Origin of the sequence: Microbispora sitophila (genome assembly GCF_014892245.1) — a bacterium.
Classification (GTDB): domain Bacteria; phylum Actinomycetota; class Actinomycetes; order Streptosporangiales; family Streptosporangiaceae; genus Microbispora; species Microbispora siamensis.
This window is the reverse complement of record NZ_JADBGC010000009.1, coordinates 53754-78353: the sequence shown is the minus strand read 5'-3', so window position 1 is coordinate 78353 and position 24600 is coordinate 53754. Positions and strand designations below refer to the sequence as shown.

The window sequence follows — 24600 nt, the reverse complement described above, 5'->3', positions numbered from 1 at the left end:
TGTGCTTCACTTACGCTCGATGTCACGTTTAGCCACCACCGGCGAGGTCCTCCAGCTCATCCGGAGCGGGGAGGCGGTGACGCGCGCCGACATCGGCCGTGTGACGGGCCTGTCCCGCCCGGCCGTCGCGCACCGCGTCGCCGACCTGCTCCAGCGCGGGTTGATCGTGGAGGACGCCGAGGGGCCGTCCACCGGGGGCCGCCCGCCCGTACGGCTGCGCTTCGCCACCTCCGGGGGAGTCGTCCCGGTGGCCTCGCTCGGTGCCCGCCGCACCCAGATCGCGCTGTGCGACCTCGCGGGCGAGGTGCTGCACCGCACCGACCTGGACATCGACGTCGAGGAGGGGCCCGGGGTCGTCCTGCCCCTGCTCATGGACACCTGGGAGAAGCTGCTCGACGGGCGGGACGACGTCGTCGGCATCGGGCTGGGCGTGCCGGCGACCGTGGAGTTCGCCGCCGGACGGGTCGAGAGCGCCCGCGTGATGGCGAGCTGGACCGGCGTGGTGATCCCGCCGATCATCGCCGAGCGGTTCCGCGTGCCGGTGCTCGTGGACAACGACGTGAACGTCATCGCCATGGGCGAGCACCGGGTCGTCTACGCCTCCGAACTCGACGACCTGCTGTTCGTGAAGGTCTCCACCCGCATCGGTGCGGGGGTGATCTCCGGCGGCGGCATTCTGCGCGGCGCGCTCGGCGCGGCCGGGGAGATCGGCCACATCCCCGTGCGGGACGGCGGGGGCGTGCTGTGCCGCTGCGGCAACCTCGACTGCGTCGACTCGGTCGCCAGCGGCACCGCGATCCTGCGCGACCTGAGGGCCAAGGGCCGCGACGTGATGTCGCTCGCCGACGTGACCGCCCTGGTCCGGGCCGGCGACGCGGAGACCATGGCGGTGGTGCGGCAGGCCGGCCGCTGGCTCGGCGAGGTCATCTCGGGCGCGGTCAACCTGCTCAACCCCGCCGTCGTGGTCCTCGGCGGCGACGTCGCCGAGATGTTCCAGCCGCTGGTGTCAGGGGTGCGCGAGGTCGTCTACCGGCGCTCCACCCAGCTCGCCACCCGCAGCCTGCGCATCGAGCGCAGCCGCCTCGGGCCCGGCGCGGGCATCACCGGCTGCGCCCTCATGGTCCTCGACCACGTCCTGTCGGCCCAGGCCGTCGACGCCGCCGCCCGCTGATTTCAGGAAGCCGGGGCGACGATCGGCCGGGCCGGGCCCCACTCACGGTAGGTCGTCGTGAATGACGACGAGAGCAGTCCCAACTGCGGCACGGACGCCTTCCAGGTGAACACGAACCTGACCGGCAGGTCCTCCTGGTCGAGCGTCACGATGTACGAGATGCGGGACCTGTCCAGACCCCTCGCCGGGCTGAGCCAGCGCGCGAGGAATTCGCGCAGCACGTAACCGGCGTCCGCGACCTGGACACCGCCCGCGTACGTCCTGCCGTCCTTCCCCGAGCGGTAGACCCTCGGGGTGGCGCCGACAAGGGTCAGGATCGTGGGGATCGAGCCGACGAGGATGAAGAGCGCGGCGCCCGCCGCCGCGCCGTCGCGCCCACGGGCGGCCGGCCCCTGCGGGTCGAGATCCAGTGGCAGCCTCTCGCCGTTCGGAAGGTGGACGTCGTCGGCGATGACGACGACGCGTTTCCGCTCGCTCCCCGGATAGGTGACGCGCATGTCGTAGGAGCTGCCGTCGTACCGGCCTGCGGGATCATGGGTGTATCGGCCGTCGGCCTCCAGGTAGGTGTCGCTCTCGGTGAACGCCCCCGTGCAGGCGAACCTCGCGGAAGGAGTGGCCGTGACGGCGGCGTCGATCGCCGCGCCCAGCTCCGCCGGAGTCCCGGGAGCCACGGCCGGGGGCGGCACGGACGTACGGGCCGGGCTCGCCGACGGTGAAGTGGTCCCGCCGGCCGTGGAGGCCTGCGAGGCGGGGACGCGCGCGGTGGGTCCGCCCGCGGCGAGGGAGGAGGAGCCGGACGCGGCCGTAGGCACGGGCGATGCCCCCGGCCCCGAAGCAAACGGCCCCGACGCGGACGGGCCCGACGGGGACGGGCCCGACGCGGACGGCCCGGCGCCGCCGGCTCCGGTCCGGTCAGGCAGACGGGCGACCGCGATCCAGGTGCCCGCGAGGGCCGCGACCACCGCTCCCGCGCCGGCCAGCAGCGCCCGGCGGGGGAGCCGGCGCTCCCCGCCGCCCGTCGTCCCCGGCGCGAGGAGATCGGGGGCCTGTCCGATCGCCGCCTGCCGGCCCATCTGGAGCGCAGCGACGTCCCCGCCGGAGGACGGCACGTCGTCCAAGAGGCTCAGGAGGACCTCGCGGGCGGTCGGCCGTCGCGCCGGGTCCTTGTCCAGGCAGCGTGTCACCAGATCACGCAGCCCGCCCGCCAGGTCACCGAGGACGGGCTCGCCCTGCACGATCCGGTAGGCGATGGCCGCGGGCGTGTCCCGGCCGAACGGCGGCGCCCCCGTGGCGGCGTACGTGATGGTGGAGCCCCAGGCGAACACGTCCGCCGGAGGCCCGATTCTGTCGCCGTGGAAGTGCTCGGGCGCCATATATGGCGGCGTGCCGGCCGGGAGGCCGGTGGTGGTCGAGGCGTCGACCAGCCGGGCGATGCCGAAGTCGATGACGCGCGGCCCGTCGGGGCCGACCAGCACGTTGCTCGGCTTGAAGTCGCGATGCACCACCCCCGCTCCATGGACGGCCGCCAAGGCGGTGATGGTGCCGATGGCCAGCCGATGCAGCACCGCGCCCGTGAGCGGCCCGCCGCTCTCGATCACCTGCTGGAGCGACGGGCCGTCGACGAACTCGCTCACGATGTAGGGCGGGTCGGCGTCCAGCCTGGCGTCGACGATGCGCGCCGTGCAGAACTCGGCCACCTGGCGTGCCGCGGCCAGTTCCCTGGCGAAGGGCGTGGGAACGCCGATGGACGGCCGCGCTCGCACGACCTTCACCGCCACCCTCTCCCCGGCGGCGGTTTCGCCGAGATACACCACGCCCTGGCCGCCTTCCCCCAGGCGGCCCACGAGGCGGTAGTCACCCAGCCGTTCGGGGTCTCCGGCACGTAACGGACTTTCGGCCATGCAGCCCCTCATCCATCGCGACCACGGCTCTGCGGCGCCAGCGTAGCGAAAGCACCCGTCCCGTCCAGGCGCTCGATCGGGCCGGCCACGGCCGGGGCGGAGCGGAATTGTCTGACGGTGGCACTAGGCTCTGTGGCGATCTTTCATGGCCCCCCAGGAGTCCTTCGTGCGTGAACGTGTCCGCCGCCTGATCGAGTCGCGGCGGTTCCAGCAGGCGATCACCGTGGTGATCCTCTTCAATGCGGCCACGCTGGGCGTCGAGACCTCCGCCGAAGCGGTCGCGCGCTACGGCACGGAACTGCACGTCGCCGACCACGTCGCCCTGTACGTCTTCGTCGCGGAGATTCTGGCCAAGATCTACGTCTACGGGTGGCGGTTCCTCCGCGACGCCTGGAACGTCTTCGACCTGGTGATCATCGGCTTCTCGTTCCTGCCCACCGCGGGCGGCCTGTCGGTGCTGCGAGCCCTGCGCGTCCTGCGGGCGCTGCGGCTGATCTCGGTGGTGCCGTCGCTGCGCCGGGTGGTCTCCGCGCTGCTCACCGCCATTCCCGGGATGACCTCGATCGTCGTCCTGCTCGGCCTCGTCCTGTACGTCGCCGCCGTCATGGGCACCAAGCTGTACGGCGCCGCCGCGCCCGAGTACTTCGGCGACCTGCCCACGTCGCTGTACACGCTGTTCCAGGTGATGACGGGCGACGGCTGGTCGGATATCAACCGCGAGTTGATGGAGAGCCATCCCTCGTCGTGGATCTACTTCGTCGTGTTCGTGCTGGTCTGCACGTTCGTCGTGCTCAACCTCTTCATCGCGGTCGTGGTGAGCGCGATGGAGGAGGAGGCCAGGGACGACCGCTCGACGCTCGCCGAGCTGTCGGCCCTGCGCGAGGAGATCAGGGGTCTGCGCGAGAGCCTGGGCGAACGGGTGCCCTCCTGACGGCAGGGATCCGATCGCCCATGATCGTCGCTTGCTAGACTCCGCCGTATGCGGCTTCCGACGGACGCTGAGATCCGCGCACTGCACGCGAAACACGCGCCCACGGAGGAAGCGTTCGAGCTCGTGCACACCCACTGCGAGATCGTCTGCGCGGTCGCCCTGCGACTGGCCGACCGCGCCGGACTCGACGTCGACGCCGAGTTGGTGCGGGCCGGAAGCCTGCTGCATGACATCGGCGTCTACCTGCTCTACGACGAGGACGGACGGCTCGACCACGCCGGATACGTGCGCCACGGCGTCCTCGGTCACGAACTGCTCCGCGGGGAGGGCTTACCCGAGATCCTGTGCCGCTTCTGCTCTCACCACACGGGTGTGGGGATCACCCGGGAGGACGTGCTGCGACAGGGCCTGCCCCTGCCTCCCCGCGACTATCTCGCGGAGTCGGCCGAGGAAGAGCTCGTGATGTTCGCGGACAAGTTCCACAGCAAGACCGACCCGCCGAGATTCGTCACCGCCGACGTCTACGCGGCCCACGTCCGCCGGTACGGCGACGACAAGGCCGAGACATTCGCGTCGATGTGCGCCGCCTTCGGCGTCCCCGACCTGCGGCCGCTCGCCGCCGCGTACGGCCATGAGATCATGTGACCGGTGAACGGCGACCGGCGTGAGCCGCGAGGGCTACGGCGTCAGCACGATCCTGCCGAACACCTCGCCGGCGTCCATCTTCCGGTGCGCCGACACGGCGTGCTCCAACGGCAGCACCTCGTGCACCACCGTGCGCAACGCGCCGCGGCCGGCAGCGGCGAACTGCTCGATCCTCACGGCACGCCGAGCGGGTCCGGCCACCGTGTCGGCGCTGAAGGTGGCGAACGACATCGACTTCCGGAACGACGCCATCATCGTCGTGCCGAAGTCCGCCGGCGGCTGGCCTCCGACCGCGCCGACGGCCACCAGGCGGCCGTTCGGGTTGAGCTTGTCGAAGAAAGAAGGCATGTCCGCGCCGGCGACGATGTCGATGATGACGTCGTAGCCCGCGGGAGCCTCCTCGCCTCCCTCGCCGGAGCGGTCCAGCACGTGGGTCGCGCCGAGCGCGCGCAGGCGCTCGCCGCGCTCGGCCGACGACGTCGTGACCGCCACCGCGCCGGCACCACCACGAGCCGCGAGCTGGACCGTCATGATCCCGATGCTGCCGGCCGCGCCGCGCACCAGCACCGACTCGCCGGGAGCGAAGTGGGCATGGGAAAGGCCGAAGTGGGCCACCACACCGGCGCTTCCGAGCGTCACGGCGTCGACGGCGGACAGGTTCGCGGGGAGGGGAAGGATCTCCTCGAGCGGAGCGATCGCCCGCTCGACGTAGCCGCCGCCCACGCCGGTGAACGCCCACACCCGCCGACCGATCCATGAGGTGTCGACGTCGTCGCCGACGGCGGTCACGGTGCCCGCCACCTCGCTGCCGGGGATGAGGCCTTCCGTGAAACCGTAGGCAGCCAGAGCACCGCTCCGGATCACGGCGTCCGCGCCGCCGAGGCCGATCGCCTCGGTGGCGATCAGCACCTGTCCGGCGGCGGGAGCCGGGGCGGGGAGGTCGATGACCGCCAAACCTTCGGGACTTCCGAACGCCTGGATCACCACTGCTTTCAACGTCGTCTCCGTGTTCTGGGATCGATCGGTACCGGCCCGGGCGCCGCGCGCCGGGCGCGTGGAAGCCCGGTGAAGGCGCACTCGAAGAAGCGCGCGGCTTCCATGCGTTGGACCGTAACGGGCGGCGCCGTCCGCTCAGCTGAAGTGAGAACGGTGACCGGCCGTTTGCCTCACATCCCGCGTTCGCGGCGGCAAGAACGTATGAAGACGCCTACGCCCTCGTCAGCAGCCGGTCGATCTGGGCCTCCAGCGGGGGCGCGCCGAGGCGGTTGTCGACCTCGTCGTACGGCACGGCGGGCGGTTCGTCGACGCGGATGGCGCGCAGGTATTCGGCGAACCTCTCCAGCTTCTGCCCGTCTCTGGCGAGGCCCCGGCGGATCAGCCGCTCACGCAGCGTCGGGCCGTCGGAGCGGATCCAGACCAGACGCACCTCGGGCCCGCCCAGCGCGTCCACCCACGCGTGCCAGAGCGCCGCGTCGTGCACCTGGGAGGTGAAGGGCCCGCCGAGCATCACATGGCAGCCGTGGGAACGGATCTCCCTGGCCGTCGCCGTCATGCCGGTGTACTCGTGCCGCTTGACGTGCTCGTCGTACCACGGCCCCTCACGCTCGCCCGGCGGCCTGCCGTACGCGGCGAGCGTGGCCTCGACGAAGCCGCCGTACATCGTGTCCTTGTCCAGCAGGGCGGGCACCGGGTCGAGGCGGGCCAGCAGCAGGTCGCAGACGGTCGACTTGCCCGCGCCCGGCGGACCGGACACCACCCAGACGGGAGCGGTCATCGCGGCGGGCCGTAGGGCTCGATGGGCGGATCGGAGTACGGCCCGCCGTCGGCCGTCCCGGCGCCCGAGTCGCCGACGCGCCGTCCGGCGTCCTCCGTCACCCGCAGGACGTACAGGTTCCTGCCGGGATCGACCGGCACCAGGCCGTACGCGGTGTCGACCTCGTCCTCGGCGAGGCCGAGCCGCCGCATCGCGGCCTCCAGCGTCGCGGGCGCGGCAAGCCGCACGGTGATGAGCACCTTGGCCACCGGTCCCGCCTCCCCCTGCTGGACGTCTCGTCACCGGACGGCGCGGCGGCCTCAGACCGCTTTCGCGGCGCTGTGGTTGTCAGGCCGCCTTCGCGGCGCTGCGTTCTCAGGCCGCTTTCGCGGCTCGGCGGCGCAACGCGGCGATGACGCCGGCGGCGTCCACCACGCCGTATCCGTAGTCGTGGTCATACCCTACGGCACTGCGATCATCGGCCGTCCGGCGGAGCAGGGTCCGGAGCTGGGCGGGCGGCAGCACCGTCGAGGGCCAGCGGGAGCGGACGGCGGCGACCAGCCCGGCCGCGACGGGGCAGGCCGCCGAGGTGCCCGAGTCGGGCTCGCCGTCGCCGAGCGCGCCCGAGCCGGCGAAGTGCGTGTAGGCGCAGACGTCAGGCTTGCGCGCGGTCAGCCGCCCGGGGCCCTGCGAGGAGTAGCCCACCCGCGTTCCCGTCGTGTCGACTCCGCCGATCGACAGCGCGCGGGGATGGGAGTTGGCCCCGACGATGGGCCGGTCGGGGTAGGCGCACCTGCCGTCGCGGCACTGCGTCCCGCAGTTGCCCGCGGCGAACAGGATGTCCGCCCCCGCCTCGGCCAGGCTGCCGACGATCAGGTTGAACGGATGGGCCGGGTTGTCGGAGTAGTTGCCGGGGTGTCCGGGCGGGAAGTCCCAGCGCGGGGAGAACGACCCCCAGCTGTTGGTCACCACGAGCGCCCGCGACTCGGCGGGCTGGGCGTCGAGGACCTCGCGCAGGTGGGCGTACGCGGCGATCGCGTCGGACAGCAGGCCGTCGAGCGTCGAGCCGCCCTGCCGCCGCGACAGCAGCACGGGCACGTCCACGAGCGACGCCTTGGGCGCGGCGATGAGCGCGTCGAAGGCGCACATCGTGCCATGGTCGACCGGGAAGTCCCCCGGGGTTCCGGAGACGCTCTGGGGGCTCCAGCTCCGCTCGTGATCCACTGTCACGTCGTAGCCGCGGGCGGCCTTGACGTACGCCGCGTTGATGCCGGTGTCGATGACCGCGAGGGGGACGCCGGAGCCGTCCAGCCCCTCGGCCGTCAGGTCGGGCACGCGCAGCAGCCGTCCGACGTCGTGCCAGTCGCCGACGGCGGGGTCGCCCCCGCAGGTGAGCGTGGTCTCGATCGCCGGGTCGGCGTACACCGCGACCACGTCGCGGCGGGCCGCGGGCAGGAGGGCGACCCTGCTGGTGACCTCGTCGTCGGCGATCTCCCCGCGGACCACGACCGAGGCGTCCTGGGGCGCCAGGGAGAAGACCAGCGGCTGGTTGAGCGACAGCGGGTCGCCGCCGGGGGACGCGGGCATCGGGCGGGGCACGGCCACGGGGGCGTACGAGTGGTCGAGGACGACCCCGGGCAGGCCGTCGGCCACGTCCGACGCCATCGACGGGACCGACGGGTCGGCGACGGCGGCGACCAGGTCGGGGGACGGACGCAACTGGATGAGTACGCGCACGACGAGTCCACTCCGTTACTAGGCGGATCGTGACTGGGTGGATACGTTACGTGACAACCTTGCTGCATCCGGGAGGCGGCGTCCACGCCTTCGCGGAAAAACCCTCCGGTGTGGCCCGGTCAGAAGCCCTCGCTCAGAAGCCGCACAGCTCCGACAGGCTCTTGGCCGCCTTGTCGTTGGTGGTGGGCGTCTTGCGGGGGCTCGCCCCGGCGACGACCGGCGTACGGGAGACGGACGGGCTCGGCGACGCGGACGGAGAGAGCGAGCCGGAGGGGGTGGCGGACGCCGCCGAGCCGGCGGACGTCATCGGCGAGGCGGTGGCCGCGACGATGTTCCGGTCGGACATCGACTCCCGGATCGCGTCCTTGGTCAGCTGCCTGATCTTGACCCAGTCCGGGTTGCCCGTGTAGATGAGCGGCGGCACGAACTGGAGGCTCGTGATCTTGGCGCTCCGCACCTTCATGCCGAGCGGGACGAGGTGCTCAAGCAGGTCGCGGGGGATGTCGGTGCGGAACATGTGCCGGGCCGCCGCGGCGATCTTGCTGAAGTTCGCGAGCACCGTGGCCGGGGTGACCTGCTGCGCGAGCGCGCCGATGACGCAGCGCTGGCGGGCCATGCGGGAGAAGTCGTCGCTGTCCACTCGGGAGCGGCCATACCAGAGCACCTCCTCGCCGTTGAGCGTCCGGTAACCGGCCTTGATGGTCCCGGCGGTGCCGAACTTCCCGCCCCACTTGACGTCCTGCTCGACTCGGATCTTGAGCCCGCCGACCGCGTCGATCAGGGCCGCGAAGCCGTACATGTCGACCATCGCGTAGTAGTCGATGCGCAGGCCCAGGGTGTAGCCGATGGCGTCCTTCAACGCCTGCGCGCCCCTGTTCTTGCCGCCCATGACCTGGGGATTGTTGTCGGCGTAGTACCAGACGGAGTTGAGCAGCCCCTGCCCCTCGGCGTTGAAGCCGTTGGGGAACACCTTGTGCAGGGGGCTGGTCGGGGGGAAGCGGACGTACTGGAGGTTGCGCGGCAGGCTGAACAGGACGGTGTTGCCGGTGGCGATGTTCACGCTGGCCACGGTCATCGAGTCGGTGCGCACCCCGACCCGGTTGCCCGCCGCGTCGCCGCCGATCAGCAGGAAGTTCACCCGCGTGCGGCCGTTCCACGGGTCCTCGGCGTGTACGGGGGCGGGGGTCGAGCCCTCCACCGGAGCCGTGACGTCGTCGAGTAACTGGCTGGCCGTCCTGATCGTGTTCGCGGTGAAGGCGAACGGGGCCATGACGGCCACGCACAGCACGCCCGCGACGATGCCGGACACCACCTGCCCGGTCTGCGACAGGCGCTGCGGGCGCAGGGCGACGAACGACAGGAGCACGAGCGCGAACCAGGCGAGCGCGCAGACGGCGGCGCCGGCCATGACGGCGGTCATCGTGCTGCCGCGCAGCACGACCCCCGCATTGTTCTTCAGGCGCAGGACCAGGACCACAAGAGCGACCAGCACGACGCCGAACGTCGCCAGCAGCGCGATCCCGGTGCGGCGGTTGCCCGACCGCAGGTGGGCCGCACCGGGCAGGACGGCCGACAGCGCCGTCCAGCCGATGAGGGAGGCGGTGGTCAGCGGAGGGCCGAAACGCGGCCCTTTGGGGCGCGTGGCCGATGCGGGCGGCGGGCTCGTCGTGGGTTCCTTGCCGTTCCCACTCCCGCCACGTCGCCCTGCGCCTTCGCTGCGCTGACCTGTGTTTCCGCTGCGCTGACCTGCGTTTCCGCTGGGCTGACCTGGGCCTTCGCTGTGCTGACTTGGCCGCTGGCCTTCCCCGGGCCCCCCGGCCTCGTCAGCGGGACCCCCGCCTCGCATGGTTCACCGCTCTCTCCCTCGAAGCTGTGGCTAGGGATTCTAACCCCCATATCCGGACAAGGTAGACGTAAACCAGAGGGCCGATCATGACACGTAACTGGAGCCGACCACCCAGGTGTTGCACTGGTAGGCCAGCGGGCGGGTGTACCCCTGACGGAACCAGGCGGCGTTGCTGCGCGTGTTCCCGTGGTCGCGCGGCCCTCCCGGCTGGTCGCCCAGGTGGCCGTACGCCCACAGCAGCGTGTTGCGCCGGGTGGCGTCGATCGGATACGAGGCGGCGACCGACCGCATGAACATGCCGCCGAAACACGTCGCCTGCAGTTCGTGCCGGCGGCTCAGCGCCATCTTGCCGCTGCGCGAGCCGGAGTCGAGCGTCTGCCGCCACCAGGAGTCGGAGATGCCCGACAGGCTCTGGATGTGGTGGCCGTACTCGTGGGCCATCATGCTGATGATGATCCCGTTCCACGACCCGAGCGAGCCGTACTCCCTCGCCATGGCCGAGGTGGAGGCGTAGATCGTGGCGTTGCTCGGGCAGTAGTAGGGCACGTTGCTGCCGGGGGAGGGATAGTCGCCGCACGCGCCCCTGCCCTTGCGGGCCGCGATCATGTACTTCGGCGGGCTCCAGTCGATCCCGACCCGCTTCAGCGCCGGCGCCCACGCCTTGCCCATACAGGCGCCGGTCTTGAGGATCAGCGCCTTGAACTGGGCGTGGTTGTAGATGCTGGCGTTCCCGGCCCGGCAGTTCGTTTTCGCCAGCGACCCGGCCCGATAGACGGTGTTGTTCTTCGTCGTGCGGTTGAGCACCGGAGTCGGCCGCGTCGTGGGCTGCGACGTCGGCTTCGAGGTGGGCTTCCGGGTCGGTTCGGTGTCCCTGGTGGCTTCGTCCGAGGGGAACGGCGAGAAGGTGAAGGTCGGGATCGCGACCGGCGAGACCGTTTCATCGTGGTCCGACAGGCCGGCCAGCGCGCTCACGACCACGACGAGCACGAAGACCAGCGCCAGCACGCCCAGGAGCGCGCCGACGACCGCCCCCGCGCCGGACTTGCGGCGGGGCGGGCGCCAGGCGGGCGGCGGATAGGGGGCGGCAGGCCCGCGCGGGGGAGGCGGAGGCTGCGGCGCCCACCCCGGCCCCTGCGGCGGCGCCGTCTGTGGTGGCGGCGGCACCTGGAACGGCGTCCCCTGGGGTGGCGCCGGCTGCGGTGCTGCCTGCGGCGGCGAGTGTGGCGCCGCCTGGAACGGCATGCCCTGCGATGGGACGGGGGCGGCCGTGCTCCCTGGCGATGCGGGGAAGCCCTGCGGGTACGCCGGCCCGCCCGGCGCGTACGCCTGGCCTCCCTGGTGGCCCGCCGCTCCGTTCGGCGGCGCGTACGGAGTGCCGGGTGGCGGGCCCGCCGGAGCGGCGGGGGACGGCGGGGGCGCGTAGGACTGCGCGTAGGGCGCCGCGGGAGAGGGGGGCTGCGCGTTCGGCCACGCCGGGGCCTGTGGCTGCGGCCCGGCACCGCCCTGGAACTGCGCACCGCCCTGGAACTGCCCCCCGGCCGGGTAGGGCGTCGCGCCCGGGTATGGACCGTTCGGCGGGTAGGCGCCGCCCTGTGGCACGCCCGAGATCGCCCCGTACTGCGCGCCGGAAGGATAGGGACCGCCCTGCGGCGAGGCGTTCGCCGGATGGGCCGGGCCGTGGGACGGGGCGTTCTGCGGGTACGCGGCAGGGCCCTGGGGGTGTGCGCCTGGCGGATAGGGGCCGCCGTAAGGCCGGCCTCCCGGCGCCGGGGAGCCGTTCTGCGGCTGTGGCGGCGGCGGGTAGGGGGCCCCGCCGGTCCCCGGCTGCCACGCGCCGCCCTCAGGGCCGCCCCATCCCGGCGGACCGTACGGCCCCGGCGCCGCGTCAGCGAAGCGCGGTGCGTCCGGTGAGCCGGGCACAGCCTCCGGTTGCGGCGAATACGGCGGCCCGGAATAGGGAGAACTCTCCCCCGGTGGCTCCTGGGGAGGGTACTGCTGCGCCACGACATTGCCCCCTTTGTGGATTTGGGGCAAAAGAATACTGTTTTCTCATCCATCACGGATGTAGCAGATGTCGGGCACGATGTGTAATCGACCAGCGTGATCTCTGCGATGTTCCGGAATCGCCGGGCTCGTCTGCCCTAGCGTTTTTCGCATGAATCTGCAGCAGCTCCGTTACGTGGTCGCCACTGCGGAGCACCGCACCATGACCGATGCCGCCAGATCGCTCTATATCGCGCAGCCCGCTCTGTCCCGCGCGATACGCGACCTGGAACGTGAACTCGGAATGACGCTTTTCGCGCGCTCGGGCCGCGGGGTCGTCGTAACCGCCCAGGGACGCCGGGTCGTGAAGCTGGCCCGCGAGGCCCTCGACGCGGTGGCCGAGATCGAGGCCCTCGCGACGCAGGGCAACGCCTCCGGCGCCGAACTGCGGATCGCGTCCACGCCGAGCCTGGAGCCCGGTCTCGCCGGGCGCCTGCTGCCCGCCTACGCCGCCGAGCATCCCGGGATCCGGGTGCACATCGTGCGGTGCGAGGGCCGGGAGGGGGTGGTCAGCGCGGTCCGCGAGCAGCGCGCCGATCTCGGGCTGACCGACCTCCCGGTGCCCACCGACCTGGTGAGTCACCCGCTCGAACGCCAGGAGATCGTGCTGATCTCCCCGCCCGGCCTCGACCTGCCCGACCCCGTCCCCGTGACGCGGCTCGACGGCATGCGGCTGGTGCTGCCCGCCCCCGGCAGCCCCCGCCGCAGGGAGTTCGACCAGATCTTCGCCACGCACGGCGTCCGCCCGATCCCGGCCGTCGAGTCCGACGAGCGCCGGGGCTGGCTGCGGACCGTACGGGAGGGGCGGGCCTCGCTGCTGTGGTATCGGGGCATGAGCGAGCAGGCGGCCAGGGCCGGTTTGGTGGTCCGCTCGCTCGACCCCTCGCTCCGGAAGATCATCGCGGTCGTGCACGCCCGGCGGCGGCTGCCCGCGATGGCGCAGGACTTCGTGGCCCTGGCCGAGGGCGGCTCCGCGGCATGACCGTATGCCGTGGGATTGGACCGTTCCACGACTGTGCTTCCGGCGGGCAGGCGAGAGGACGACGTCCAGCTAGTACGCTGGCGGCGATGTCCACTACGCCGATGCCCGCCGAGGCGCCCGGCCTGCCGGCCGTCCTGCGCCTGCGCGGCCGTGCCTTCGGTCCCGGCGACTTCGCGGTCATGGCCGTGGTCAACCGGACCCCCGACTCCTTCTACGACAGGGGATCGACCTACGCCTTCTCCGCCGCGGTCGACGCCGCCTCCCGCCAGATCGAGGAGGGGGCGGACATCGTGGACATCGGCGGCGTGAAGGCCGGTCCCGGCACGGAGGTCGATCCGGCCGAGGAGATACGCCGTGTGGCGGAGGTCGTCGCGGCGGTGCGCGACCGGCACCCCGACGTGATCATCAGCGTCGACACCTGGCGGTCGGAGGTCGCCGAGGTCGTCGCCGAGGCCGGGGCCGACCTGCTCAACGACACCTGGGGCGGCGTGGACCCCAAGCTCGCCGACGTCGCCGCGGCGTACGGCATCGGCCTGGTGTGCGCGCACGCCGGGCGGGTGGAGCCGCGCACCCGGCCGCACCGCATCGCCTACGACGACGTGGTGGCCGACGTGGTCGCGTACACGACGGACCTCGCCGAGCGCGCGGTCGCCGCGGGCGTCCGCCGCGACGCGATCCTGATCGACCCGGCTCACGACTTCGGCAAGAACACGTGGCACTCGCTGGAGGTCAGCAAACGGCTCGGCGAGCTGACCGGCACCGGCTGGCCGGTGCTGGTGGCCGTCTCCAACAAGGACTTCGTCGGCGAGACGCTGGGCGGCCTGCCCGTGGAGGAGCGCCACGCGGGCACGCTGGCGACGCTCGCCGTGTCGGCGCTGCAGGGCGCCCGGGTGTTCCGCGTCCACGACGCGGCGAGCGCCCGTACGGCTCTGGCGGTCGTCGCCCGCCTCGGCGGCGCTCCGTCCTAGCCCGCTCTCTGCGGGGTCCTGGCGCGGGTTCCGGCAGGGCCCGGGACGCCGCGGCCATTCCGGATGGACGACCGCCCGCCGGCAGGCCGCGATCAAAGCGGTGGACAGGGCGCTCGCGCCGTGACTAACGTGTCGGCCATGTCGAGCCCCGAGGCGTCGAGACGCTAGCCACCGGTCATTCGGTGGCTGAGTCGTCGCACCGCTGAGTCGTCGCACCGCCCACCTGGCGCGCTGAGCCGCAGCGCCGGCGTGTCACGCTGTGTCCGCCGCCGCGCTGTGTTCTTCGCGCTGGTTCGCCGCGCTGTCTTGTCGCGCTGAATCGCCGCGGCCGTCGCCGCCCCGCCGTTGCCGCCTGGTGCTGCCGCGCCCGTCGCGGCGCGGCTGTGCGGTGCCTGTCACCGAATCACCGTCGTACGGGCCGTTTTCTCCCGGGCTCCGCGCACGGTCGCCGTCGTCATGCAGTGCTTCCGTCGCCGGGCTCCGGGTTCCCTCGCGCGGTGATCCCGTGTGCCCGGCTGGACGCTCCTCGCCGTCCGGCTGTGGTCCGCCGTGGCTCACCGCGTCCTCATCGACCTCTCGCGATCCTTCGCGACCTCTTACGACGCGGTGTGGAGTGTCATGCCAATCGCCATCTACATGCTCGGACTGGCGGTCTTCGCCCAGGGGACGTCCGAGTTCATGCTGTCGGGCCTGGTGCCCGACATCGCCCGTGACCTGCAGGTGTCCGTCCCGGCCGCCGGGGCGCTGACGTCGGCCTTCGCCGTGGGGATGATCGTGGGCGCGCCGCTCACGGCCGTCCTCAGCCTGCGGTGGCCGAGACGGCGGGCGCTGCTGGTCTTCCTGACCGTCTTCATGATCGTGCACGTGGCCGGCGCGGTCACCACCAGCTTCGGCGTTCTGCTGGCCGCCCGCGTCGCCGGAGCGCTGGCCAACGCCGGGTTCCTGGCCGTGGGTCTCGCGACGGCGACCGCCATGGCCGGGCCCGGCGCCAAGGGCCGGGCCGCCTCCGTACTGCTCGGCGGGATCACGCTCGCGTGCGTCGCCGGGGTGCCGGCCGGCGCCATGCTCGGCCAGGTCTGGGGCTGGCGCTCGGCGTTCTGGGCGGTGGCGGTCGTCTCGGTGCCGGCCGTCGTCGCGGTCGCGCGCGCCGTTCCGGCCACGCCATCGGACGCGGCCGTGCCCGACGCGCGGCGGGAGCTGAGGGCGTTGCGCCGTCCCCGGCTGCTCGTGACCCTGCTGCTCGGCGCGCTGGTGAACGGCGCCACCTTCTGCACCTTCACCTACCTGGCTCCGGTGGTCACCGACGTCGGCGGGTACGGCCGGCAGTGGGTGCCGGTGCTGCTGGCACTCTTCGGCCTGGGGTCGTTCGCGGGGGTGTCGATCGGCGGCCGGATGGCGGACCGGCGGCCGATGTGGCTGCTGGCACCCGGCGGCCTGGCCCTGCTGACCGGCTGGATCGTGTTCGCCGCGGCCGCGGGCGACGCGGCGGCGGTGTTCGTGCTCGTCTTCGTGCAGGGCACGCTGTCGTTCGCCGTCGGCTCCACGCTGATCACGCGGGCGCTCTACACGGCGGCCGACGCGCCGTCCCTGGGCGGTTCGTTCGCGACCGCCGCCTTCAACGTGGGCGCGACCGCCGGGCCCCTGCTGGGCGGGGTCGCCATCGGCGCGGGGCTGGGCTACCGATCTCCGCTCTGGGTCAGTGCGCTGCTGGTGGCGCTGGCGTTCGCGGTGGCGGGCCCGGCCCTGGCGGCGCGAAGGATCGGGAGGACCGGCGGGAGAACCTCGTCTCCACGCGATGCCGCCCTGTAACGCCGGACCGTGAGCCGCGACAGGGCCGCCTCCGGGTGAGGGAGGCGGCCCTGCCGGCCCTGAATCAGAGCGTGGTCGGAGCGCGATCACGCGGTCGAGCGCGGGGGGGAGCGACCGTCTCGTTCGCCTGAAGGTAGGCCGGAAGGCGTCGTGGTCGCGCGAGCCCCGCCTCCTGATCGGGTCGCGATCGTCAGCGCGGCTCGTAGGCCTTCGGCAGCCGCATGCCGCGGTCGGCCATGATCTGGCGGACGACGTTCGGATAGTCGGTGATGACGCCGTCGATGCCCATGTTCATGAGAGCCTCGATGGTCGCCGGGTCGTCGCAGGTCCACGGGATGACCTTCAGGCCGCGTGCGTGCGCCTGCGTCACCATCGCCTCGTCCACGTAGAAGCGGAAACCGGGGTCACTGATCTTCCCGTTCTGCGGGAAGCCGTACACCGGGGACAGCGCGGTGACGCCGGGGATAGCGGCGGCGGCCTTCACGAAGTCGCCGCCGAAGTCGTCGGCGTCGAGCCCGCCGAGCCACGGCGAGGCGCCGGGCCTGCCCACCTGAAGGAAGTCGTAGTTGGTGAGCGCCACCAGCGGCCAGCTCGGGGCGAGCCGGTGCATCTCGTTCAGCGCGCCCCAGTCGAAGGACTGGATGGTGACCTGATCCTCGATGCCCGAGGCGTGGATCTCCTCGTACACCCGGCGGACGAACAGCTCGCGCGGTGCGGTCTGCTCCGGCGCGCCCGCCTCGACCTTGGTCTCGATGTTCAACGTGACCTGCTTGGCGTGGTAGCTCTTGACGAGGTCCAGCACGTCCTTGAGCTCGGCCATCCGGAAGCCGTGGATCACCTCCTGCTCGGGGAACCCGGGCAGCTGCCGGTAGCCGCAGTCCATGGTCTTGATCTGCGCCAGGGTCAGGTCCTTGATGTACTTGCCGACGTAGGGGTACGTCGGGTCGCCGGGCACGACAGGCCCGGTGTCGCGGCACTTCTGGGCACTGATCTGCCGGTCGTGGTTGACGACGACCTTCTCGTCCTTGGTGACGTGGGTGTCCAGCTCCAGGGTCGTGACCCCGAGGCGCAGGGCCTTGGCGAAACCCTCCAGCGACTCCTCGGTCGTCATGCCGATCCCGCCGCGGTGGGCCTGCAGGTCGAAGTGGGTCTTCTGGGGCAGCACCCCGGGGCCGCCGGCCGCCGAGGCGTGGGCGGCCGTGGGCGCGGCGAGTGCGGGTGCGAGGGCCAGGCTCAACAGAGTCTTGCGAAGGTGCACGGGGGCTCCGGTTCGTTCGGTGGGTGCGACGTCGGGACACCGGATCGGCGGCCGGTCGCCATTGCCGACGGGACATGCGGGAGTCTTCTGGGACGGTGCACGACGGGGCCGTCTCCGGAAGGGGAGACCGCCCCGCCGGCTCTGAATCAGAGCGTGGTCAGAGCGCGGTCACCCGGTCGAGCGCGGGCGGAGCGACCGTCTCGTTGGCCTGGAGGTAGGCGCGGAACGCGTCGTAGTCACGCGAGCCCCGCACGGGATCGGTGAAGGAGGCGAGCGCGTCGAAGCCGTCCGCCCCGATCAGGGTGTACGCGAGGGCGGCCACCCGGTAGGTCCGGCCGAGGTCGAGCGGGGCGCCGCCGATCAGCACCCGGGAGGGGTCGATCCGGTCGCCCACCGGCCGGGAGGCGTCATAGGAGTACCGGACGTTGGCCGAGACCGCCAGCGGGCCGAACCGCACCGTGCCGTCGGCCTGCTTCTGCCACTGCTGCTCGAGCGCCTGCTCGATCTGCCCCCCGGTGAGCGAGACGGTGAGCACCGGGTTCGCGTAGCCGTACGTGGCCCAGGCCTCGCCGAACAGGACGGTGCCGTCGGCGTCCGCCGGGTTGGTCCCCTTGGCGAAGCGCAGGTCGCCGCGCAGACTGGCGGAGCCCTTCAGCGGCGCCGTGGCCACCAGCGCCAGATCGACCGGCCCGCCGGCCGTCCGCAGCGCGTCCGCGTACTCCACGTCGGCGACGAGGTTGCCGAGTGTGCTCTCGCCGTCGGCGGCGCGGGTCCGCGTGATGTCGCCGCTGATCCTGCCGACCGGGCGGGCGGCCGTCTGCGCGGACCGGGCCTTCCAGTGGTCGACGAGCCGCACCGTCGCCGGGTCGGGGGCGACGTCCCGGGTGACCGGGTGGTTCACGGCGGTGGTGGCGGAGCGGATGACCTCACCCGTCTTCGGGTCGATCTTGAGGTTGATCTCGCTGATCAGGCGGCCGTGGTTGGCCGCCTCCACGACGGGACGGGGGTTGCCGGCCGGGTCGGGGATCGTGCAGTTGAACAGTGCGTGCCAGTGCCCCGTGACGATCGCGTCGATGTCGGGGGAGACCTGCCTGGCGAAGTCGACGACCGGGCCCGACGGGTTCGTGCAGCCGTCGTAGTAGCCCCCGGCCGAGCCGCCCTCGTGCACGTTGGCCACGATGGCCTCGACGCCCCGGCGCTTGAGCTCCGCCGCGTACCGGTTGGCCGTCTCCACCAGCGGCAGGTTGTCCAGTTCAGGCTGGTATGACGTCGAGCCGGCGACCGTCGTCGGGGTGGTCAGGTTGATGAAGCCGATCCGGACCTCCCGGCCGCCGTGGACCTTCACGTGCTTGATCACGTACGGCTTGAAGATCGGTGTGGTGGAGCCCTTGCGGGTGATGTTCGCCGAGGAGATCGTGTAGTCCGCGCCGTGGAACCTGCGGCCGGTCGAGTCGGTGAAGCAGCTGTCCACGTCGACGACACCGAAGCACTGACCCTTGCCCATGTGGTCGCGGAGGAACTCCGGCGTCCGGTCGAGCTCGTGGTTGCCCACCGCGGCGAACTCCACGCCGATCGAGTTGAGGAACTCGACGGTCGGCTCGTCCTGGTGGTAGGCCACCTCGACCGGCCAGCCGCTGAAGTCGTCGCCCGTGGTGAAGGTGATGGAGTTGTCGTGGCCCTGCCGCAGGTTCTTCAGGTGGGCGGCGATGTACGGCGCGCCGCCCACCACGATCGTCTGGCCCTGGGCGTCCTTCACCGTGCCGTTCGCCGCGTCGTTCTGCGGCGTCAGGTAGCCGTGCAGGTCCGTGAACGACAGGAGCTGCACGTCCACCGGCGGCGGTGCGGCGTCGGCGGCGGCCGGCAGGGCCGTCGTCACCGAGAGGGCCAGGGCCGCGGTGGCCGTCGCCCAGCGCCGGAAGCTGTTGTGATCCACGTAGATGCCTTCGCTAGCTCGTGCTTGCTTGCGGCAGGCATCTGATCAACTCCAGATGACGTCCGGCGGGCGGGCGTCCGCCGGGCAGGTGAAGATCGGAGGACGAGCGGGGTCGAAAACAGCTTTCCGGATCTCCGGAAACTGTCGCCTTCAGTCGTCGTCCTCGTGCCTTCCGGCCTGGTCGCCGGGCACGGATCCCCGCAGCGAGTGCCTGGGCGCGGGCATGACCGACGTGTCACCCTTGACGCTCTTCCAGATGGCCTGGTTGAAGACCTGCTCGTCGATCTGGTCCTCCTTGCCCAGGCTCTGCTCGGCGGACTGCCCGGCCATGGGGGCGTTCGCGCCGTTCACCTCGGCCATGGTGCCGGGCCGGATCGCGCTGTACGGCGTGAAGACGGGCTTGTGGGTGAAGGACCTCGTCATCGGGGTGGCATACGCGTCGAACTGGGTCAGCGGGCGCAACCCGGCGAGCAACTCGATCGTGCGGAGCATCGACGCGGTGCTGTAGAAGGTGGAGTCCACCCGTCCGGTCTGGGTGTAGGGGCTGATCACCAGGGCGACCGTGCGGTGCGCGTCGACGTGGTCGGGGCCGTTCTGGGAGTCGTCCTCCGTGACGAAGACGGCGGTCGACCTCCAGTATTTCGAGTGCGACACGCTCTCCACGAGCTTGCCGAGCGCCCAGTCGTTGTCGCCGACGTACGCCCGCGGGGTGGGCGAGCCGGCCCTGGTGCCGGCGGTGTGGTCGTTGGGCAGGCGCACGAACTGCACGGCCGGCAGACCGCCGTCGGCCACGTACCGGTCGAACTCCCGCTTCCACTCGGTGAACCGGTCGGTGGGGCCGCACGTGTCGGCCCGGGGCTCGAAGGAGCCGGGGCCGTCGGGGCAGCCGAGGGCGAACCCGGTGAAGGCGTGGTCGGTGTTCGCGTCGAGCACCGGGTCACCCGCGACGAACCTCCCCGCGGAGTCGCGGGTCACGTAGAAGCCGTAGTTCCGGAACGAGACGCCGGCCTTGGCGAGCCGCTGCCAGATGTAGGCGTTGTCGGGCCTCTGGGGGGCGATGGCCGGGTCGTCGCTCTCGGAGGGGTAGGAATGGTTGCGGCCGGAGTAGTTCGCGGGCCATCCCTGCTCGGAGTAGGGGTTGGAGTTGGCGGCGACCACCCAGTTCCAGCCCTGCGCGCTGACCTCGGCGTCGGCGTAGAAGTTGTCGATCGTGACGAACCGCCGGGCCAGGGCGCGGGCGTTCGGCGCCGACTCGTCGCCGAAGAGGTTCAGCGAGGGGTCGCCGTCGCCCTTGCCGAGGCTGCCGAGCTCCTGGTCGAACGTCCGGTTCTCGCGCACCACGTAGATCACGTGCTTGATGGGCGAGGGCTGCTTGGCCCAGCGAGGCACCACGCTGGAGGCGCCCCTCGGCGTCATGCCGCCGCCCGCGCCGTGGAAGCCGTTGTCGGCGTCGACCTGGCGGGTCCAACGGGCGAGCCGGTCCTGCCGGATCGGCAGCGGGATCCGGGACAGCGTGCCGACGATCATGGACCCGGCGTACCGGCCGGGGGAGGCGGAGGGGCCGTAGGGATCGGGACGGCCGGGACCGTCGTTGGGCCCGGCTCCCAGGCCCTTGGCGTTCGTCACCAGCAACCGCCCGCCGAGGGACACCACAGCCGTCGGATACCAGCCCGTCGGGATCAGGCCCCTGACCGCGCCCCTGGCGGTGTCGACGACGGCGACGTCGTTGTTGCCGGAGTTGGCGACGTAGAGCGTTTTCCCGTCCGGGGACAGCGCGAGCGCGTCGGGGTTGCTCCCGACCTGCGCCCCGCGGTAGGGCGCCAGGCCGATGGTGCGGATCGTCCTGCCGGCCGTGGTGTCGACGACGCTGACGTCGTCGCTGTCACCGTCGGCGACGTACAGGAGGTTCCGCGCCGAGTCCAGGACCGACTGGTTCGGGTGGGTTCCCACGGTGATCGTGGACAGGACCGCGGGCTCGGCCGCCGTCAGGTCGAGCACGGAGACGGTCTCGGCGCCCTGGTCGGTGACGTACGCCCTGGTGCCGTCCCGGCTGATCGTGACGCCGTACGGCGCGTGGCCGACGGCCACGGTCCTGCTCGTCCCGTCGGCGAGCGTGATCACGGTGGCCGCGTCGGCGAGGTGATCGGCGACGACCAGCCTCGCGCCGTCGGGGGTGACGGCGATCTGGGCCGGGTAGGGGTTGATCGTCTGCCCGTCCGGGTTCGTGACGGGCAGCGGGATCGACGTGGTCTCGGTCAGCCGGTCTCCGGCGACGGTGTACACACGGATCTTGTTGTTGCCGCCGGCGCTGACGTACGCCTTCGTCCCGTCCGGGCTGAAGGCCGCCCCGGCGAACACCGCCTGGGGCGAGGCGTACCGGATGGTCTGCGACACGCCGCCGTCCCGCGGGGAGACCACCTGGACGGACTGGACGCCCTGGCCCGCGTTGACCACGAGCACCGCCCGCCCGTCCGGGAACGGTTTGGCGAGGAGCGGAAGGTCCCCGAGCGCGCTCTGCGCCCCCGCCGGGGTGACCCGGTATCCGACGGGGACGACGGCGGTGCCGTCGGGCCGCGGCCCCGCCTCGAACACGTCGGCACCGGCCATCGCGACGCCGATGCCCAGCAGCGTGACGCCGGCCCCGGCGACGAGGGCGCGGGTCACCGCTCCGCGACCACGCATACCGACTCCCCTCCGGATGACGCGCACGGGACGGTAGGGAGCAGCCGATAAGTACAACGAGCGGCCGGATCGACAGCCGGGCATGCCCCGCTAACGGTTCGGCGAAAAGTACGTCGAATCCTCAGGAGTACAGGACCGACAGGAAGCGGACGAGGATCGCCTCGCGGGTCGCGGCCGGCAGCGCGTCGAGCACGGCGTTCACGACCGCCATCCCGGGCTGTCCCGTCGCGGTGAGGTCGATCCCCACCGACGCGGCGAGCTCGGCGAACGTCGCGTCGTCCAGCGCGTCGAGGTCGAGGGACGCGATGAGCTCGGGCAGGCCCTCGGGCACGTCGGCGGGCCCCCGGCGCCGGGCGGCCTCGGCCGCCTCCGCGATCACCTCCAGCATCGCGTCCACCCCCGCCAGCGTCACGCCGGTGACCGTGATGTGGATGTTGGCCGGGATCCCGGCGTACGACAGCTGCGGCTGGAGGAACCAGCCGAGCCTGCGCGCCTCGTCGGCGAGCACGAAGACGTCCACCTCGGCGGAGCCGGCGATGGCGACCAGCGCGGCCTCGGGCTCCCCGAGCACCCGCAGCCCGGGGATCTTCCCCACGCCCTCCACCAGCCGCCGGGTCGCCTCCAGCGTCCTGCGGCCGAGCTCCAGGTAGCCCTCCCGGCCGAGGGCCTGCAGGGTGGCCCAGGCGCCGCCGAGCGGCCCGGCCGACCGCGAGCTCTGCACGGTCGCGTTGATGATCGTGTAGCCGGGCCAGGCCGCCGAGGCGAAGTAGGCCCGGCGGCGCAGGTCCGCGTCGCGGAACAGCAGCACCGACGCCCCCTTCGGCGCGTACCCGAACTTGTGCAGGTCGCACGAGATCGAGGTGACGCCGGGCACGCTCAGGTCGAAGGGCGGGATCGCGGCGCCCGCCTCGCGCAGCCACGGCAGCAGCCATCCGCCGACGCATGCGTCCACGTGGCACGGCACGCCGCGCGCCGCGGCGAGCGCGGCCACCTCTTCGACCGGGTCGACGACGCCCTGCGGATAGGACGGCGCGGAGACCACCGCCAGCGCCGTACGCTCGTCGAGCGCGGCCTCGAACGCCGGGACACAGGCGCGGTAGGTGACCGGGTCGACCGGGACCGGCACGATCTCCATGCCGAGGTAGTGCGCGGCCTTGTGGAACGCCGGGTGCGCGGTGACCGGCAGCACGACGCGGGTGGCGCCGGGACGGGCGTCGCGGGCGGCCTTCACGGCCAGCATGATCGACTCGGTGCCGCCGCTGGTGAAGACGCCCGGCGCGCCGGGCCGGCCGAGCAGCTCGGCGACGGCCCCGACCACCTGCCGCTCCAGCGCGACCATGCTGGGGAAGGCCGTCGGGTCGAGCATGTTGACTTCGAGCATCTCCGCGTACGCCCGGTGGGCGGCCTCGTGCACCTCCGGCAGGCCGGTGTCGTAGACGTAGGCCGTCACCTTGCCGCCGCGCACCGGCAGGTCGGCCTCCTTCAGGGCGGTCAGCTCGGCGAGCAGTTCGGTGACGGGCCTGCCGTATTCGGGAAGCATGAAACTCCTCAACATGCCAGGGGGAGCCGGACGACGACACGCAGTCCGGGGGAGGCGTCCTCCAGGTGGACCGTACCGCCGTGGGCCTCGACCGTGGTGCGCACGATCGCGAGACCGAGACCCGCGCCGCCGTCGTCGCGGCTGCGGGCGTCGTCGAGACGGGTGAACCGGTCGAAGACCCGCTCGCGGTCCTCGGCCGGGATGCCCGGCCCGTCGTCGGTGACCGTGAGCTCGGCGGCGCTCCCATCGGCGCGTACGCCGATCCGGACCGCCGACGCCGCGTGCCGCAGGGCGTTGTCGACCAGGTTGGCGAGCACCCGCCGCAGGTCCAGCGCGTCGCCCAGCACGACGGGAGACGCTACGACGGGAGACGCACTGGGCGCGAGGTCGAGGCCGAGGCCGTACCGCTCGGCCGTACGGCGGGCCAGCTCCGCCAGGTCGACCGGCTCCCGCCGGCCCAGGCGGCCCTCGTCGAGCCGGGCGAGCGCGAGCAGGTCCTCGGCGAGGCGGGACAGCCGGAGGGTGTCCTCCAGCACCCCCTCGGCCGTCTCCTTCCAGTCCTGCCCCTCCGGGTGGCTCAGCGCGACCTCCAGTTGGAGCCGGATGCTCGCGAGCGGGCTGCGCAACTCGTGCGCCGCGTCGGAGACCAGCGCCCGCTGCCGGGCGTCGGCCTCCTCCAGCCGCCCGAGCATGTCGTTGAGCGTCGTGGCGAGCGCGTGGACCTCGTCGAGCGCCTCGGGCACCGGCAGCCGCCGCGACCGCGCCGTGGCGCCCACCTCGGCCGCGCCCCGCCGCAGCAGCGTGATCGGCCGCAGCGTGCGCCCGACGACCAGCCACGAGACCGCCGCCAGCAGCGCGAGCAGGAGCGGCATGCCGGCGATCAGCACGTGTCCGGTGGTCACCAGGCTGCTCTCCACTTCGGCGAACGACCGCGCCACGATCACCGTCACGCCGCGGTCCGCGCTGAGCGCCCGCACTCGCAGCGGCCCCGGCAGGGCGTACGGCCGGCCGTCCAGGAAGCGGGCCGTGCCGCTGTGCACGGCGTCCTCCCGCGCCTTCGCCGGCAGCAGGGGGACCAGGCGGTCGGTGTTCGGGGTGGCGTCGACGATCCGCCCGTTCCGGTCGAGCACCTGCACGATCGTGTTGTCCACCGAGACGACGGGGTCGGACAGCCGGTTCGCGTCGGACAACGCGACGATCTCACGTCCCCGCTGGTAGATCCGGTCGTCGATGCCGCGGACGAGCGCCTCGCCGAGCACCGCGACGAACATGTACGCCGACACGGCGAGGGCGAGCGCCAGCACGGCCGTCGCCGCGGCGGTGACCCGGAACCGCAGGCTCTGCCGCCGCCACCACGTCACCGGGCGCGCGAGCACGGCGAGACCGGATGCGGGTGATTTC

At 72.4% G+C, this 24600-nt stretch carries 18 protein-coding genes; 6 read left to right on the top strand and 12 right to left on the bottom strand.

Going from position 1 to position 24600, the window contains the following annotated elements; translation table 11 throughout:
• The first annotated feature begins 19 nt into the window (after positions 1 to 19).
• Entirely contained in the window at positions 20 to 1171 is a 1152-nt protein-coding gene (locus IL992_RS18005; RefSeq protein WP_193204518.1) for an ROK family transcriptional regulator, read from the top strand.
• A gap of 2 nt (positions 1172 to 1173) precedes the next feature.
• Here IL992_RS18005 and IL992_RS18000 read toward each other — a convergent pair whose 3' ends face one another.
• Complete coding sequence (locus IL992_RS18000) at positions 1174 to 3072, bottom strand: serine/threonine-protein kinase (protein WP_193204517.1); 1899 nt, start codon at positions 3070 to 3072, stop codon at positions 1174 to 1176.
• Between the two features lie 166 nt (positions 3073 to 3238).
• Between IL992_RS18000 and IL992_RS17995 the strand changes: the two genes are divergently transcribed.
• Positions 3239 to 4003, top strand: coding sequence for an ion transporter (locus IL992_RS17995; RefSeq protein WP_319018633.1), 765 nt, complete (start codon positions 3239 to 3241; stop codon positions 4001 to 4003).
• Between the two features lie 48 nt (positions 4004 to 4051).
• The gene (locus IL992_RS17990) at positions 4052 to 4648 is read left to right on the top strand and encodes an HD domain-containing protein (protein WP_193204515.1); all 597 of its coding nucleotides are present in this window, start codon (positions 4052 to 4054) and stop codon (positions 4646 to 4648) included.
• Positions 4649 to 4681: 33 nt separating this feature from the next.
• On the opposite strand, the gene IL992_RS17985 is transcribed toward IL992_RS17990, so the two are convergent.
• The 6 genes from IL992_RS17985 to IL992_RS17960 all read right to left on the bottom strand — a co-directional run bounded on the left by IL992_RS17985 (position 4682) and on the right by IL992_RS17960 (position 11583).
• Positions 4682 to 5635: a zinc-dependent alcohol dehydrogenase family protein gene (locus IL992_RS17985; RefSeq protein ID WP_319018667.1), complete on the bottom strand. Its 954-nt coding sequence runs from the start codon at positions 5633 to 5635 to the stop codon at positions 4682 to 4684.
• 220 nt (positions 5636 to 5855) lie between these two features.
• Positions 5856 to 6422 carry an AAA family ATPase gene (locus IL992_RS17980; RefSeq protein WP_193204513.1) on the bottom strand — a complete coding sequence of 189 codons (567 nt, stop codon included), beginning with the start codon at positions 6420 to 6422 and terminating at the stop codon, positions 5856 to 5858.
• Entirely contained in the window at positions 6419 to 6670 is a 252-nt protein-coding gene (locus tag IL992_RS17975) for a hypothetical protein (protein ID WP_319018632.1), read from the bottom strand. The genes IL992_RS17980 and IL992_RS17975 overlap by 4 nt, the downstream gene beginning before the upstream one ends.
• Before the next feature lie 106 nt (positions 6671 to 6776).
• On the bottom strand, positions 6777 to 8138 hold the full coding sequence (locus IL992_RS17970) for a S8 family peptidase (protein ID WP_193204512.1): 1362 nt from the start codon (positions 8136 to 8138) through the stop codon (positions 6777 to 6779).
• 133 nt (positions 8139 to 8271) lie between these two features.
• Positions 8272 to 9630, bottom strand: coding sequence for an LCP family protein (locus tag IL992_RS17965; protein ID WP_319018631.1), 1359 nt, complete (start codon positions 9628 to 9630; stop codon positions 8272 to 8274).
• 438 nt (positions 9631 to 10068) lie between these two features.
• On the bottom strand, positions 10069 to 11583 hold the full coding sequence (locus tag IL992_RS17960) for a neutral zinc metallopeptidase (RefSeq protein ID WP_319018630.1): 1515 nt from the start codon (positions 11581 to 11583) through the stop codon (positions 10069 to 10071).
• 556 nt (positions 11584 to 12139) lie between these two features.
• Here IL992_RS17960 and IL992_RS17955 point away from each other — a divergent pair.
• From IL992_RS17955 to IL992_RS17945, 3 genes are all read left to right on the top strand, one after another.
• The gene (locus IL992_RS17955) at positions 12140 to 13009 is read left to right on the top strand and encodes a LysR family transcriptional regulator (RefSeq protein WP_193204510.1); all 870 of its coding nucleotides are present in this window, start codon (positions 12140 to 12142) and stop codon (positions 13007 to 13009) included.
• An 86-nt stretch (positions 13010 to 13095) separates the two neighbouring features.
• Positions 13096 to 13977 carry a dihydropteroate synthase gene (gene folP, locus IL992_RS17950; protein WP_226873292.1) on the top strand — a complete coding sequence of 294 codons (882 nt, stop codon included), beginning with the start codon at positions 13096 to 13098 and terminating at the stop codon, positions 13975 to 13977.
• A gap of 618 nt (positions 13978 to 14595) precedes the next feature.
• Complete coding sequence (locus IL992_RS17945) at positions 14596 to 15786, top strand: Cmx/CmrA family chloramphenicol efflux MFS transporter (protein ID WP_193204509.1); 1191 nt, start codon at positions 14596 to 14598, stop codon at positions 15784 to 15786.
• A 190-nt stretch (positions 15787 to 15976) separates the two neighbouring features.
• Here the strand turns inward: IL992_RS17945 and IL992_RS17940 are convergent, their stop codons facing one another.
• The 5 genes from IL992_RS17940 to IL992_RS17920 all read right to left on the bottom strand — a co-directional run bounded on the left by IL992_RS17940 (position 15977) and on the right by IL992_RS17920 (position 24575).
• The gene (locus tag IL992_RS17940; protein ID WP_193204508.1) at positions 15977 to 17044 is read right to left on the bottom strand and encodes a glycerophosphodiester phosphodiesterase family protein; all 1068 of its coding nucleotides are present in this window, start codon (positions 17042 to 17044) and stop codon (positions 15977 to 15979) included.
• 157 nt (positions 17045 to 17201) lie between these two features.
• Positions 17202 to 18977 carry a bifunctional metallophosphatase/5'-nucleotidase gene (locus IL992_RS17935; RefSeq protein ID WP_319018629.1) on the bottom strand — a complete coding sequence of 592 codons (1776 nt, stop codon included), beginning with the start codon at positions 18975 to 18977 and terminating at the stop codon, positions 17202 to 17204.
• A 150-nt stretch (positions 18978 to 19127) separates the two neighbouring features.
• A complete protein-coding gene (locus IL992_RS17930; protein WP_226873291.1) occupies positions 19128 to 21659 on the bottom strand; it encodes a bifunctional YncE family protein/alkaline phosphatase family protein in 2532 nt (843 codons plus the stop codon).
• Positions 21660 to 21780: 121 nt separating this feature from the next.
• The gene (locus IL992_RS17925; protein WP_193204507.1) at positions 21781 to 23199 is read right to left on the bottom strand and encodes a pyridoxal phosphate-dependent decarboxylase family protein; all 1419 of its coding nucleotides are present in this window, start codon (positions 23197 to 23199) and stop codon (positions 21781 to 21783) included.
• A gap of 8 nt (positions 23200 to 23207) precedes the next feature.
• Positions 23208 to 24575, bottom strand: coding sequence for a sensor histidine kinase (locus tag IL992_RS17920; RefSeq protein ID WP_193204506.1), 1368 nt, complete (start codon positions 24573 to 24575; stop codon positions 23208 to 23210).
• Positions 24576 to 24600: the final 25 nt, after the last annotated feature.